At 67.7% G+C, this 13,290-nt stretch carries 11 protein-coding genes; 6 read left to right on the forward strand and 5 right to left on the reverse strand.

Annotation, left to right across the window (positions count from 1 at the left end; all coding sequences use genetic code 11):
- The first annotated feature begins 72 nt into the window (after positions 1-72).
- From sbcD to HNP46_RS17220, 4 genes are all read left to right on the forward strand, one after another.
- A complete protein-coding gene (gene sbcD / locus HNP46_RS17205; protein ID WP_184591125.1) occupies positions 73-1,293 on the forward strand; it encodes an exonuclease subunit SbcD in 1,221 nt (406 codons plus the stop codon).
- Positions 1,290-4,754 (forward strand): AAA family ATPase, encoded by a 3,465-nt coding sequence (locus HNP46_RS17210; protein WP_184591128.1) that lies wholly within the window; start codon positions 1,290-1,292, stop codon positions 4,752-4,754. Before sbcD ends, HNP46_RS17210 begins: the two co-directional genes overlap by 4 nt.
- Positions 4,754-5,209, forward strand: coding sequence for an aminoglycoside 6'-N-acetyltransferase (gene aac(6'), locus HNP46_RS17215; RefSeq protein WP_184591130.1), 456 nt, complete (start codon positions 4,754-4,756; stop codon positions 5,207-5,209). Before HNP46_RS17210 ends, aac(6') begins: the two co-directional genes overlap by 1 nt.
- Positions 5,210-5,347: 138 nt before the next feature.
- The gene (locus HNP46_RS17220) at positions 5,348-6,070 is read left to right on the forward strand and encodes a Dps family protein (RefSeq protein ID WP_221455009.1); all 723 of its coding nucleotides are present in this window, start codon (positions 5,348-5,350) and stop codon (positions 6,068-6,070) included.
- 138 nt (positions 6,071-6,208) lie between these two features.
- Here HNP46_RS17220 and HNP46_RS17225 read toward each other — a convergent pair whose 3' ends face one another.
- Together HNP46_RS17225 and HNP46_RS17230 are read right to left on the reverse strand one after the other, a co-directional pair.
- A complete protein-coding gene (locus HNP46_RS17225; RefSeq protein ID WP_184591133.1) occupies positions 6,209-7,012 on the reverse strand; it encodes a hypothetical protein in 804 nt (267 codons plus the stop codon).
- Between the two features lie 26 nt (positions 7,013-7,038).
- Positions 7,039-8,274, reverse strand: a complete 1,236-nt coding sequence (locus HNP46_RS17230; RefSeq protein WP_184591135.1) for a dienelactone hydrolase family protein — start codon at positions 8,272-8,274, stop codon at positions 7,039-7,041.
- A 170-nt stretch (positions 8,275-8,444) separates the two neighbouring features.
- Here HNP46_RS17230 and HNP46_RS17235 point away from each other — a divergent pair, with 170 nt between their 5' ends.
- Positions 8,445-8,987, forward strand: coding sequence for a hydrolase (locus HNP46_RS17235; protein WP_184591138.1), 543 nt, complete (start codon positions 8,445-8,447; stop codon positions 8,985-8,987).
- On the opposite strand, the gene HNP46_RS17240 is transcribed toward HNP46_RS17235, so the two are convergent.
- The gene (locus HNP46_RS17240) at positions 8,988-9,878 is read right to left on the reverse strand and encodes a LysR family transcriptional regulator (RefSeq protein WP_184591140.1); all 891 of its coding nucleotides are present in this window, start codon (positions 9,876-9,878) and stop codon (positions 8,988-8,990) included.
- 157 nt (positions 9,879-10,035) lie between these two features.
- Here HNP46_RS17240 and HNP46_RS17245 point away from each other — a divergent pair, with 157 nt between their 5' ends.
- Entirely contained in the window at positions 10,036-11,559 is a 1,524-nt protein-coding gene (locus HNP46_RS17245; protein WP_221455010.1) for an MFS transporter, read from the forward strand.
- 108 nt (positions 11,560-11,667) lie between these two features.
- Here the strand turns inward: HNP46_RS17245 and rlmF are convergent, their stop codons facing one another.
- A complete protein-coding gene (gene rlmF, locus HNP46_RS17250; RefSeq protein WP_260403189.1) occupies positions 11,668-12,651 on the reverse strand; it encodes a 23S rRNA (adenine(1618)-N(6))-methyltransferase RlmF in 984 nt (327 codons plus the stop codon).
- 51 nt (positions 12,652-12,702) lie between these two features.
- Positions 12,703-13,281 carry a VTT domain-containing protein gene (locus HNP46_RS17255; RefSeq protein ID WP_184591142.1) on the reverse strand — a complete coding sequence of 193 codons (579 nt, stop codon included), beginning with the start codon at positions 13,279-13,281 and terminating at the stop codon, positions 12,703-12,705.
- Positions 13,282-13,290: the final 9 nt, after the last annotated feature.

A 13,290-nucleotide genomic window follows, 5' to 3' on the forward strand; every position in this document is an offset into this window, starting at 1 on the left:
GGCGAATCCGCCCCCGAGAGGCGCAAACCGCTATCATCGCAAGCCTCGAAACACGGCTGCGGACTTCACGGCATGCGTATTCTCCACACCTCCGACTGGCACCTGGGCCAGCATTTCATGGGCAAGAGCCGCGAGGCCGAGCACCAGGCGTTCTGTGCCTGGCTGATCGAGCAGGTGCGCGCGCAGGCGGTGGACGCGGTGATCATCGCCGGCGACGTGTTCGATACCGGCGCGCCGCCCAGCTACGCCCGCGAGCAGTACAACCGCTTCATCGTCGAATTGCGCGATACCGGCGCGCGCCTGGTGGTGCTGGGCGGCAACCATGATTCGGTGGCGATGCTGGAGGAGTCCCGCGACCTGCTGGCCTGCCTGGATACCCAGGTGATCGCCGCCGTCGGCACCGATCTCGACCGCCAGTTGCTGGTGTTGCCGCAACGCGACGGCCAGCCCGGCGCGATCCTCTGCGCAATCCCTTTCATCCGCCCGCGCGACGTGCTCACCAGCCAGGCTGGGCAGAGTGCGCAGGACAAGCAACTGGCGTTGCAGCAGGCAATCCAGACGCATTATCGCGAGCTGTTCGAGCGCGCCGAGGTCGAGCGTGAAAAGCTCGGCCGGCACCTGCCGATCATCGCCACCGGCCACCTCACCACCGTCGGCGCCAGTGCCAGCGAATCGGTGCGGGAAATCTACGTCGGCACCCTGGAAGCCTTTCCCACCAGCGCCTTCCCGGCGGCGGACTACATCGCCCTCGGCCACATCCACCGGCCGCAGAAGGTCGGCGGCCTGGAGCACATCCGTTACAGCGGCTCGCCCATCGCGCTGAGCTTCGACGAGGCGACCCAGGGCAAGGAAGTGCTGCTGGTGGACCTGGATGACAACGGCCTGCGCAGCGTCACGGCGCTGCCGGTGCCGCGCTTCCAGCCGTTGAAGTCGGTGTCCGGCAGCCTCGCCGAGCTGCCCGCCGAACTGGCCCGCGTTGCCTGTGAAGGTAGCGCGGAGCAGCCGGTCTGGCTGGAAGTCATGGTGCACACCGATGACTACCTGACCGACATCCAGCTGCGCGTGGAGAAGCTCTGCGAGGAGCTGCCGGTGCTCGTCCTGCGTACCCGCCGCGAGCGCGGCACTGCGCAGGCCGCGCTGTTCAGCGAAGCCAGGGAAACCCTTGATGAACTCAGCCCCGAGGACGTGTTCCGCCAGCGCCTGGATGCCGAGGACCTGGAGGCGCCGCTGCGCGAACGCCTGACCGGGCTCTACCGCCAGGTCGTCGCTGAGCTTGCGGAGGAACGCCCGTGAGAATCCTCAGCCTGCGCCTGAAGAACCTCAACTCGCTGAAGGGCGAATGGAGGATCGACTTCAGCGCCGAACCCTTCGCCGGCAACGGCCTGTTCGCCATCACCGGGCCGACCGGGGCGGGCAAGACCACGCTGCTCGATGCCATCTGCCTGGCGCTGTACCACCGTACGCCACGCATGAGCGTGCTGTCGCAGAGCGGCAACGAACTGATGACCCGGCACACCGCCGACTGCCTCGCCGAGGTGGAGTTCGAGGTGAAGGGCCAGCCCTACCGGGCTTTCTGGAGCCAGCGCCGCGCCCGCGACAAGGCCGAGGGTGCGCTGCAGGCGCCGAAGGTGGAACTGGTGCGCATCGACCGCACCACCGGCGAGGGGCAGATCCTCACCGACAAGATCAACGACAAGCTCAAGCAGACCGAGACGCTCACCGGCCTGGACTTCGAGCGCTTCACCAAGTCCATGCTGCTGGCCCAGGGTGGTTTCGCGGCCTTCCTCGAAGCCAACGCCAACCAGCGCGCGGAGCTGCTGGAGGAGCTCACCGGCACGGAAATCTACGGGCTGATTTCCCAACGCGTGTTTGAACGCACCCGTGAAGTACGTGGCGCGCTGGACCAGTTGCGTGCCCGCGCCGATGGCTTCGAACTGCTCAGCGCCGAACAGCGCGGCGAACTGGAGCAGCAGGGCCGCGATGCCGCCGTGCAGGAAACCGCCATGCAGGCCCAGCATGCAGCCCTCCAGGCGCAGCGCCGCTGGCGCGAGGACCTGACCCGCGCGCAGCAGCAGGTCGAACAGGCCGGCGTGAAAGAGGCCGGCGCACGCCAGGCGCTGGAGCAGGCGCAACCCGATCTGCAACGCCTGGCGGACAGCGAGCCTGCCGCCCGCTTGCAGCCGTTGCACCAGGCCTGGCACAGCAGCCACGAGAGCGTCGAACAGGGCCGCGCCGCGCTGGAGGACAACCGCACACAGCAGGCGACCAGCCGCGAAGAGGTCGCCCAGGCTCTCTGGGCCGCCAGTCAATATGCGCAACAGGCGCAGGTTGCGCGTGAGGTTGAGTACAAGGCCGTCAGCGAGCAGCGCCAGGAACTGCAGGCGCGTCTCGCCCAGCATCCGCAGCGCGCGAAACTGGGTGAGCTGCTCGGCGGCTGGCGCGCGCAATTCGCCCAGCGTTCGCGTCTGGCGCAGGCCATCGGTGACTTGCAGCGGCAGGCGCAGTCGGCCGATCAGGCGTTGCAGGCAGCGACTGCGCAGCGTGAGACGTTGCAGGGCAACGTCGCCTTCATGCAGCAGCAGTTCGACGCTGCCGGCACGCAGGAGAAGCAGCATCAGCAGCAGCTCGATGCCTTGCTCGGTGGCGCCACCGAAACAGACCTGCGTGAACGGCTGCAACAGGCGCAACTGAGAAGCCGCGGGCTGGACCGCCTGGAGCAACTGGCCCAGGCCCGTGCTCATGCCGCCGCGCAACTCGCACGCTGCCAGCCTGAGCTGGATGCGCTGCGCCAGAAAAAAGCCCAGCGCGACACGGCCATCGTCGCGCTGCGCGAGCGCTATCAGGTGACCAAGCAGCAGGTCGCCGACAAGGAAAAACTCCTGCAGCAGGAGCAGCGGATTCACCAGCTGGAGCATCTGCGCGCGCAGTTGCAGCCCGGCGAGGCCTGCCCGTTGTGCGGCTCGCCGGAGCACCCGGCGGTGGCGGCCTACCAGGCGCTGGATGTGTCCTCTACGCAGAAGGCGCTGGAGCAGGCGCGCCAGCAGTTGGCCGAGCTGGAAAGCCAGGGCATCGCCCTGCGCGGCGAGCTGGCCGAGCTGGATGCGCAACTGCAGCAGGGGCAGCGTCAGCTCGACGAGGCCCGGGCCGCGCTGGAGCAGCACCAGCAGGCGTGGCAGCAGCAGTGTGCAGCGCAGGACATTGCGCTCAAGGACGACCAGCAGCTCGGTGCCGAGCGCGAGCGCCATGAGGCGTCGCTGAGCGCCCTGCAGCAGCAACTGAACGTGCTGGATGAGCAGCGCGTCCAGCTCCAGCAGGCGCAACAGCAACGCCAGCGGGCCGAGCGCGATCACGCCGAGGCCGCCCAGCAACTGGCCCTCTTCGACCAGCAGCAGACCCACGAACGCCAGCGCCAGGAAGAGCGCGCGCAGCAACTCGCCACCCAGCGTGCGGACCTGCAGCAGCAGGATCAGGCACTGGCCAGCGCAGTGGGCGAACTGGGTTACGACTTGCCGGACGACGGCGAGCAGTGGCTGGCCGAGCGCACGGCTGAGTGGCAGCAGTGGCAGCAGGATCAGCAGCGTAGTCAGGAATTGGCCACGGCCCAGCGCGATGCCGAACAGTCGGCCCGAGCGGCACAGCAGCTCGCCGCGCAATGGCAGCAACGCTGGCAGACCTCCGGCTTCGAGGCGCGCCAGCCGCTGGCAAGCCACGCTGCGCCGCAGCAGGCCTTGGCGCACGCCGAGGAGCAGCTGGCTGCCGCCCAGCGTCATGCCGACGCTCTGCAAGGCCGCGAGCAATCGCTGGGGGAGCGGCTGGAGCAGGAGCAGGCGCGCCTGGCGGAGCGTCTGGCGAGCTGGCAGCAGGCGCTGGCGGCGAGTCCCTTCGCTGACGAGACGAGCTACCTTGCCGCGCTGCTGGACGATGCCCAGCGCAACGAACTCGGCCAACTGCGCCAGCGCCTGGAAACGGCGATTACCGAAGCCGTCACCCTGTGCGCCGCCGCGACGCAGGACGTCGAGCGCCTGCAGGCCGAGCCCCACGGCGAACTGCCGGTGGAAGAACTCGACCAGCAGTTGCAGGCACTGGCCACGCAGTTGCGCGAACTCGGCCAGCGCCAGGGCGAGATTCGCGCCCAGCTGCAGGGCGACGACAACCGCCGTGCCAGCCAGCAGAGCCTGTTCGCTGAGATCGCCCGGCAGGAGGAGGCACACGACCTCTGGCAGCGCCTCAACAGCCTGATCGGCGCCTCCGACGGCGCGCGCTACCGGCGCTTCGCCCAGGGCCTGACCCTCGATCACCTGGTGCACCTCGCCAACCGCCAGCTGCAGCGCCTGCACGGCCGCTACCAGTTGGCGCGGCGCAGCGACGGCGAGCTGGAACTGGAAGTGGTGGATACCTGGCAGGGCGACACCGCGCGCGACTGCAAGACGCTGTCCGGCGGCGAGAGCTTCCTGGTCAGCCTGGCGCTGGCGCTGGCGCTGTCCGACCTGGTCAGCCACAAGACCAGCATCGATTCGCTGTTCCTCGACGAAGGCTTCGGCACCCTCGATGGCGAAACCCTGGAAGTCGCGCTGGATGCCCTCGACAGCCTCAACGCCAGCGGCAAGACCATCGGCGTGATCAGCCACGTCGAGGCGCTGAAGGAGCGCATCCCGGTGCAGCTCAAGGTGCACAAGGGCGTCGGCATGGGCTACAGCCAGCTCGACGCCCGCTTCCGTTTCGCCCCGGAGCGATTCGAGCCGGAGAAAGCCTGATGGACAGGTCCGTGCGCCACTGCGACGAGAACGATCTGGCCGACTGGATCGACCTGCGCCTGCAACTCTGGCCAGGCGATCACGCCGAGGAATTCTTCGACGAGGCGCGCGACATTCTCGCGCAGCCGCAACGCTTGGGCGCCTGGTTGCTCCGCGATGAACAGGGCAGGGCGCTAGGGTTGGCGGAAGCCTCGGTGCGCAACGATTACGTGAATGGCAGCGAAGGCTCGCCAGTGCTGTTTCTCGAAGGCCTCTACGTGCGCGAAGACGCCCGTCGGCAAGGAGCGGCAAGGGCTCTGGTGCGCGCGGTGCAGGCCTGGGGGCAGGCGCGCGGTTGTGTGGATTTCGCCTCTGATGCGGCGCTGGACAACCCCGCCAGCCATGCCCTGCATCGTGCCCTGGGCTTTGTCGAAACCGAGCGTGTCGTCTACTTCAGAAAGCCGCTTCACGATTGATCCACATCAGTCGGAACGCGAGCGGCAGAGTGCTGTCAACTTGCAATCGACGCAGGGCGATATAGGCTCAAGACCGCGCAACGCAGCCGTATCTGCCCAAGTCGGCATTCACGTGATCTTTCGTAGAGGTGATTTGTGATGAAGCAATCCGCATCGGCTCCGAAGAAACCCGCAGCGGCCAAACCCGCCGCGAAGCCGGCTGCAAAAGCGGCCAGCAAACCGGCAGCCAAACCTGCCGCCGCCAAGCCTTCCACCGCCAAGCCTGCGGCCAGCAAGCCGGCCGCCAAACCGGCAGCAGCCAAGCCCGCTGCGGCAAAGGCTGCCGCTGCCAAGCCAGCCGCCAAGGCCGTGCCGCGCCGCTCTCCGGCGCTGGCTACGCCGTCGGACCTGAGCAAGAACGCCACCCGCGACCTGTCGGCAGCACTCAACCGCCTGCTGGCCGACGTGTTCGCCCTGTACCTGAAGACCAAGAACTTCCACTGGCACGTGAGCGGTCCGCACTTCCGCGACTACCACCTGCTGCTGGACGACCACGCCACCGAAATCTTCGCGATGACCGACGCCATCGCCGAACGCAACCGCAAGATCGGCGGCAACACCATCCGCTCCATCGGCCACATTGCGCGCCTGAAGCGCATCCTCGACAACGATGCCGAGTTCGTCCAGCCGCTGGACATGCTCGCCGAGCTGCAGGAGGACAACAAATCGCTGACTTCCTACATGCGCGAGGTCCATGACCTGTGCGACGAGTACCACGACATCGCCACCGCCAGCCTGATCGAGAACTGGATCGACGAGACCGAGCAGCGGACGTGTTTCCTCTTCGAGACCAGCCGCCGCGGTGACGTGACCGGGCACTGAGCGAAGTGACAGAAACGAAGAAGGCCCCGCGAGGGGCCTTTTTCATGGCGGCTTTTCGTAGGAGCGAGCTTGCTCGCGAACCTGCCCGGCGCCGGCGCGACAGGGAAATCACTTCGCGAGCAAGCTCGCTCCTACAGGTTATGGCTGGCTCTGCCAGAAGGTGGAGAACTCCTCGAACGGATAGCGCGTGCCGTCGTAGCTGACGGTCCTGCGCACGGTCCTTGGTGCGCCGACATCGTCACCTTCGTGTTCGCGCTGCACCTTCGCGGTCACCACCAGGTCCGTGTAGCCGTGGTGACTGTCCTTGCCCATGGCCAGTGTCAGTTGCGAGCGTTCGATGACCAGCTTGTCGCTGCCACCGCAGACCACGCCTTCGAGTGTCGTCCACTGCCGCAGGTAGGTGCGGAACACCGGCTTGAGCTGCTCGCCCTGCGGCGCGTAGAGGCTGAAGTCGTCGTAGGACCAGGCGTCCGGGCAACTGGCGCCGCGCGCCACGCTGCCGATGATCAGGCCGAAGCCACGCACATCCGGCGCCAGGCGATAACGTGCGGTGTCGAGCCACAGGCTGGAGCTGTCGATCTCCACCATGGCGTCCTCTTCGATGCTGTCATCGTTGCGCGTTACCAGCTTGCCGCTGCCGGTATCGAGCTGACCGACCAGCAGGTTGAGGCTGCGCTCGCCCGACTCGGTCTGGTCACCCACCGAGCTGTAGGCGACGGCGACCACTTCGAGTTTCGGATCGTCCGGCCAGGGCTTGCAGGCAGCGGCCACCACAGGACCGCTGGTTTCGGGGCCAGGGGCTTGCCAGCCCTGTTGGCCGAGCAATCCGGCCAGGGTTTGCAAGGTGGCGGCGTCGCAGGGTTGCGCCGTGCGTTCCGCCGCACCAGCGCTGCCGACGATTGCCAGCAGCGTGGCGCAGGTCCATTTCCCTATGGGGTACATCGGATGCTCCTTGGGTGGTCGAGGGATCAGCGGCCTTCGCTGTCCTTCCATTTGCTCATCAGGGTATTGGATTCCAGGCTCTCGTCGAGCAGCTTCTTCGCCGTCTCCACGCCGGCCACCGGCAGGCCGGCGGGGTCGAGCAGGCCGATCTGCACCAGCACGCTGGCCTGGTCCCAGTAGATGTGTTCGTGGCACAGCTTGTCGCCACGGAAACGGATCACGCCGAGCATGGGGATTTCCACGTACTTGCCGGTGGGCGGCACGCCGGGGAGCATCCAGTCGATCTCGCTGGTGTGGGTGAAGCACATGACGAATTCGTCCACCACCTGCAGCGCGCCGACGGTACGGGAGATCGGTACCAGCTTCATGTCTGGCGGATTGCCGTGGACGAAGTGGTTGCGGTAGAAGCGCGCCAGCTCGTCCTGGCCGACGCCGCCGGTCATGGTCGGGATGTGGTTGACGTAGGGCTGGGCGACCATGGTTGCCATGGTGGCGGGTACGTCGCGGGCGGCGAATTCGTGGTGGATGTGGTCTTCCCAGAGCTGCGACAGGTCGAAGTCCGGGCCGATCTCGCGTTTGAGCGCGCCGATGCTGCGCTCGTGGGCCATCAGCGCGGCAGGCTTGTCGAAGTGCATGCCGTTCGGGCGGGCGAAGGCGTGGTCGACGCCGGGGTAGCTGTAGATTTCCGCCTTCGGCAGTTTGCCGAGGACCTCGCCGATGGCGGCGCGGGCGTTGGCGTCGCAGTACACGTCCTGCTCGGCGAAGTGCAGCACCAGGCGGCCCTGGATATTCTTTGCCTCGTCGAGCATCTGCTCGATGCCCATGCCGTAGTAGCCCACCGAGCAGGCGGCGTCGGTGCGCGCGGCGGTGAGGTAGGCGAGCTTGCCGCCAAGGCAGAAACCGACGTAGCCGATGCCGCGCTCCTCGACCTCTGGCAGGCCGCGCAGGGCGTCCATGGCGGCGGCGATGTCATCGACGCCCTTGTCCACGTCGAAGCGCTGGAACAGGCCGATGGCCTGGCCGAACTCGGCCTCGCTGTAGCCCAGCTCCAGGTTCGGCTGCAGACGCCAGAACAGGTCGGGGACCAGGGCGACGTAGCCTTCCTCGGCGTAGCTGTCGGCGATGCTGCGCATGTTGGCGTTGACGCCGAAAATCTCCTGGCCGATCACCACGCCGGGGCCGTGCCCGCTGGCCGGTACCGCGAGATAACCGCTGAAGCTGCCGCTGCCGTCACGCGCGACGATGCTGATGTTCTTGCCCATGTTCCACTCCCTCCAGGCTCGTTGTTGTGTTGTTCTGGCGACGCATAGGGTGCGTGCTGGAGCGGCGCCTGCCAAGTGGCCGATGCTGCGATGGCAGTTGACAGTGGGGCGCCACAGGCCCACAACTCGGGTTCCAATGCCCGATCAGGAACGCAAGGAGGACAGTCCCGATGCTGCTGCGCGCCCAGGCTTCGACCCTGCTGATCATCGACATCCAGGAACGCCTGTTCCCGGCCATCCACGACAACGAGGCGGTGCTGGAGCACAGCGCCTGGCTGCTGGCCGTCGCACGCCGGCTGGGTGTGCCGGTGCTGGCCACCGAGCAGTATCCGAAGGGCCTGGGCCCGACGCTGCCGGCGTTGCGTGACGAGCTGGCCGCGGGCGAGGTGCTGGAGAAGATCGCCTTTTCCGCCGTGACTGACCCCGGCCTGTTGCAGATGGCCGGTGCCGAGCGCCGGCAGTTCGTGGTCTGCGGCACCGAGGCGCACGTCTGCGTGCTGCAGACGGTGCTTGGCCTGCTGGCCGAGGATCGCGAAGTCTTCGTGGTGGAAGAGGCCGTCGGCTCGCGCCGCCCGCAGGACAAGGCGCTGGCGCTGGAGCGCCTGCGTCAGGCCGGCGCGGTGATCGTCTCGCGGGAGATGGTCGCCTTCGAGTGGCTGGAGCGCGCGGGGACGGAAGTCTTCCGCGAGATCAGCCGGCAGTTCATCCGCTGATCAGCGCGTGACGAACAGGCGGTCGCCGAGGAAGTCGAGGAACACCCGCAGCTTGAGCGGCATGCGCCGGCCCGCCGGCCACAGCGCGTGGAAGCTGCCCTGGTGCGCGGTGTGGTCGCCCAGCACCTGGATCAGCCGGCCGTCGTTCAGCGCGCTGCGCACCGCGAAGTCGGGCAGGCAGGCGATGCCCATGCCCTGGCTGGCAACGTTGATCAGCATGTCGGCGGTGTTGCAGATCAGTCCGCCGTCCAGGCGCGGCTCCGCTTCGCCGGGAGCGAGCGTGAGCGGCCAGCGCTGCACCAGCCCGCTGCTCGGGTAGCGGTAGTGCAGGCACAGGTGCTCATTGAGGTCTGCCGGCCGCCGCGGCGTGCCGTACTGGCGCAGATAACCGGGAGAGGCCACCAGCAGCAGGTTGAAGTCGCCCAGCTTGCGGGCCTTGAGCCGCGAGTCGCGCAGCTCGCCGCCGCGCACCACGAGATCGAAACCCTCTTCGATGACGTCCACCAGGCGGTCGGTGAAGTCGATGTCCAGCTGGATGCGTGGATAGCAGCGGAGGAATTCCGGCAGCACCTGGGGCAGCAGCCCGGCCACTAGCGGCATGCTGATCTTCAGCCGGCCACGGGCCTGCTGGGTGGACAGCGCCAGCTCCTGCTCCGCCGCTTCCAGCTCGTCGAGGATGCGTCGGCAACGTTCGAGGAACAGCTGGCCTTCGTTGGACAGGCTCAGGCTGCGCGTGCTGCGGTGGAACAGGCGCACGCCCAGGCGTTCTTCCAGGCGCGCAATGCTCTTGCCCACCGCCGAAGCGGAGAGGCCCAGCAGGCGCGCGGCCTGGGCGAAGCTCAGGGAGTCGGCGACCTGGAGGAACACGCGTAGGCCGTTGAGGCTGTCCATGGGGCAGTATCCGTGCGGGTGGGCGGCCATTGTGCCGCGTGCTGGGGGAGCGATTGCGGACACAGGTGTCCGTTTTGATCGGAATCCTAGCCTGTTTTTCCGTAATGCCGGGTTGTTTAGCGTTCGGCGGGTCTTCTCTGATTCCTGTGGACCCACCATGACCCCTTCTCAAGCTATTCCCGAAAGCCGGCCCGAGGCCTCGCGCTGGCTGCTGTTGCTCGCCGCCAGCCTGACGGCGGTGCTGATCCCCCTGTGCTTCACCGGGCCGGCCGTGGTGCTGCCGGCCATTGCCCACGAGCTGGGCGGCTCGGCGGTGGCGCTGAACTGGATCGTCAACGGCTACGTGCTGGCCTACGGCGCGGCGATGATGGCCGCCGGCAGCCTGGCGGACGTGTATGGGCGCAAGCGCGTCTGGCTGGTCGGCCTGGCGCTGTTCTGCGTGACTACCCTGGCGATTCCGCTGGCTGGCTCGGTGGCGGCCATCGATGTGCTGCGCCTGGTGCAGGGCGCGGGTGGCTCGGCGGCCTTCGCCGCCGCCATGGCGGCACTGGCGCAGGAGTTCGACGGGCCGATCCGCACGCGGGTGTTCAGCCTGCTGGGGACGACCTTCGGTGTCGGCCTGGCATTCGGCCCGCTGCTGGCCGGCTGGCTCACCGACGGGCCGGGTTGGCGTTGGGTATTCCTGGTGCCGGCGGTGTGTGCGCTGGCTTCGGTGCCGGTGGTCGTGCGCTGCTGCCGCGAGACCCGCGACCCGCAGGCGCGTGGCCTGGACTGGCCGGGTGCGTTGAGTTTCACCGCCGCCTTGAGCCTGTTCACCTATGGCTTGTTGCTGGCCCCTGAACAGGGTTGGATGAGCCTGGGCGTGATCACCGCGCTGGTGTTGAGCGTGGTGCTGCTCGGGCTGTTCGTTGCCGTCGAGCGGCGTGTCGAGCGGCCGCTGCTGGACCTGTCGCTGTTCAGTCAGTGGCGCTTCGTCGGCGTGCAACTGCTGGGCGCATCGCCGGCGTTCGCCTACGTGGTGCTGATCGTGCTGCTGCCGGGGCGCTTCATCGGTATAGAAGGGCAGGGCGCGCTGCAGGCCGGCTGGACCATGTTGGCGCTGTCGGCGCCGTTGCTGGTGGTGCCCTTCCTGGCGTCGCTGCTGGCGAAGCACTTCAGCGCTGGCAGCCTCTCGGCGGTGGGCTTGCTGATCGTCGCGGGAGGGCTGCTCTGGCTGGCGCGCAACCTGGCCGATGGTGCTGCCGTGGATGCGCCGCTGCTGCTGATCGGCATCGGCATCGGTCTGCCCTGGGGGCTGATGGACGGCCTGGCGGTGAGCGTGGTCGAGCGCGAACGCGCCGGGATGGCGACGGGCATCTTCAACACGGTGCGGGTATCCGCCGATGCGGTGGCCATCGCGGTGGTCGGCGCCTTGCTGGCGACGCTGCTCGCCGCGCAACTGCAACCTCTGGGACTGGCCACGGCCGATCGCCTGATGAGCGCCAACCAGTTGGCCATCGGCAACCTGGCGGCAGTGGTCGAGCGACTGCCGCAGCTGTCGCCAGAGCAATTGCGCAGTGATTACCAGGCCGCGTTCAGCCGGGTGCTGGAAGTGCTGGCGGGCGTGACCTTCGTCGTCGCCGGGCTGGTGTTCGCTTTGTTGGGCCGGGAGCAGGCGCCGTTACTCGTTGCGGAGGTGTGAGTCAGAACGTAGGGCGAATAACCGCTTGCGGTTATCCGCCGAGCCCTTGCGCGCGGGTGGGCGGCGGATAACGCGTGCCGCGTTATGCGCCCTACGGGACCCGTAGGCTCAGCGGCGGCGCTGTTCCGGTTCGAGGAAGGTCCAGGCGACGAAGCGGCTCTGTTTCTGTCCCTGGGCCATGTCCACGGTGCGGATGGAGATGGCGCCGGCCTTCTTCAGCGCACGGCGGAAGTCATCGAGGTTGCCGGCCTTGGACACCAGCGAGCTGAACCAGCGCACCTGCTGGCCGACCTCGGCGCTTTCCGCTGCCAGTTTGCGCAGGAAGGCGATCTCGCCACCTTCGCACCACAGCTCGTTGCTCTGCCCGCCGAAGTTGAGCTTGGGCAATTGGCGCGACGGGTCGAGCTTGCCGAGGTTCTTCCACTTGCGCCGGCTGCCGCTGCTGGCTTCCTCGGGCGAGGAATGGAACGGCGGATTGCACAGGGTTGCGTCGAAGCGCTCATCGGCGTGCAGCAGGCCGCGGAAGATGTGTTTCGCCTCGTGCTGCTGGCGCAGTTCGATGGCTTCGCCCAGACCCGGATTGCCATGGATGATGGCGTGGGCGGAAGCCAGGGCGGCCGGCTCGATGTCCGAGCCGAGGAAGCGCCAGCCGTAGTCGCGGTGGCCGATCAGGGGGTAGATGCAGTTGGCGCCGACGCCGATGTCCAGCACGCGCACGTCCGGCCCGCGCGGCACGCTGCCGTCGTTTTCCTCGGCGAGCAGGTCGGCCAGGTAATGCACGTAGTCCGCGCGGCCTGGGATCGGCGGGCAGAGGAAGCCGGCGGGAATGTCCCACTGGCCGATGCCGTACTGCGCCTTGAGCAGCGCGCGGTTGAACACGCGAACCGCCTCGGGGCTGGCGAAATCGATGCTCGGCTTGCCATAGGGGTTGGTGATGACGAAGCGGCCCAGCTCCGGGCAGCCCTCGATCAGCGCCGGAAAGTCATAGTGCCCCTGGTGCCGGTTACGCGGGTGCAGCAGGTTCGGCCGCTTGTCGGCAGGGTCGCGCAACGGCTCGGTGGGTTTGGCAGGGCGTTTCGGCGATTTCGACATGATGGCAGCGGGGCAGGGAAACGGTGGGCGATTTTCCCACAGATGGCTGCTTCAGCCGAGCAGCACGTTGCCCAGGCGCTCGAACAGCAGGCAGCAGAGCAACAGCGGGATCGGCAGGCCGAGCAGGGTGCCGAGCATGTAGGGCCAGAAGCCGATGCCCGACAGCGCCAGGCTGTAGTTCAGCGTCGGCGAGGTGATGAAGGCATGGCGCAGGAGGAACACGCTGGTGGCCGGGCGCTGGTCGAGGTGGCTGAACACTGCGCGGGTCAGCTTGTTGTTCAGCAGGCGCAGGCCGTTGCCGCCGACCGCGCGGACGATCAGGAAGGTGAAGCCGCAGGAGAACACCGCCGCGCAGTAGGTGATCAGCCCGCCCCACAGCTTGCCCATGGCCAGCACGGCGGCGGCGAGGAACAGCAGGCCGGGGATGTGCAGCAGGTTGCCCAGGGCGAACAGGCCGACGAACAGCAGCAGGCCGCGCAGGCGGTTGTCGGTCAGCTCACTGCGCAGGTAGTCGAGGCTGAACTCCTCGTGCAGGCCGCTGGCGCGGTACAGCAGTACCAGCACGATGGCGAAGGCCAGCAGCAGGATCAGTCGGCGGAAACGCCAGAGGGCGGGTGGCACGGCAATCATCGGGGTGGG

It is taken from the genome of Pseudomonas nitroreducens (assembly GCF_014204515.1).
GTDB lineage: Bacteria > Pseudomonadota > Gammaproteobacteria > Pseudomonadales > Pseudomonadaceae > Pseudomonas > Pseudomonas nitritireducens_A.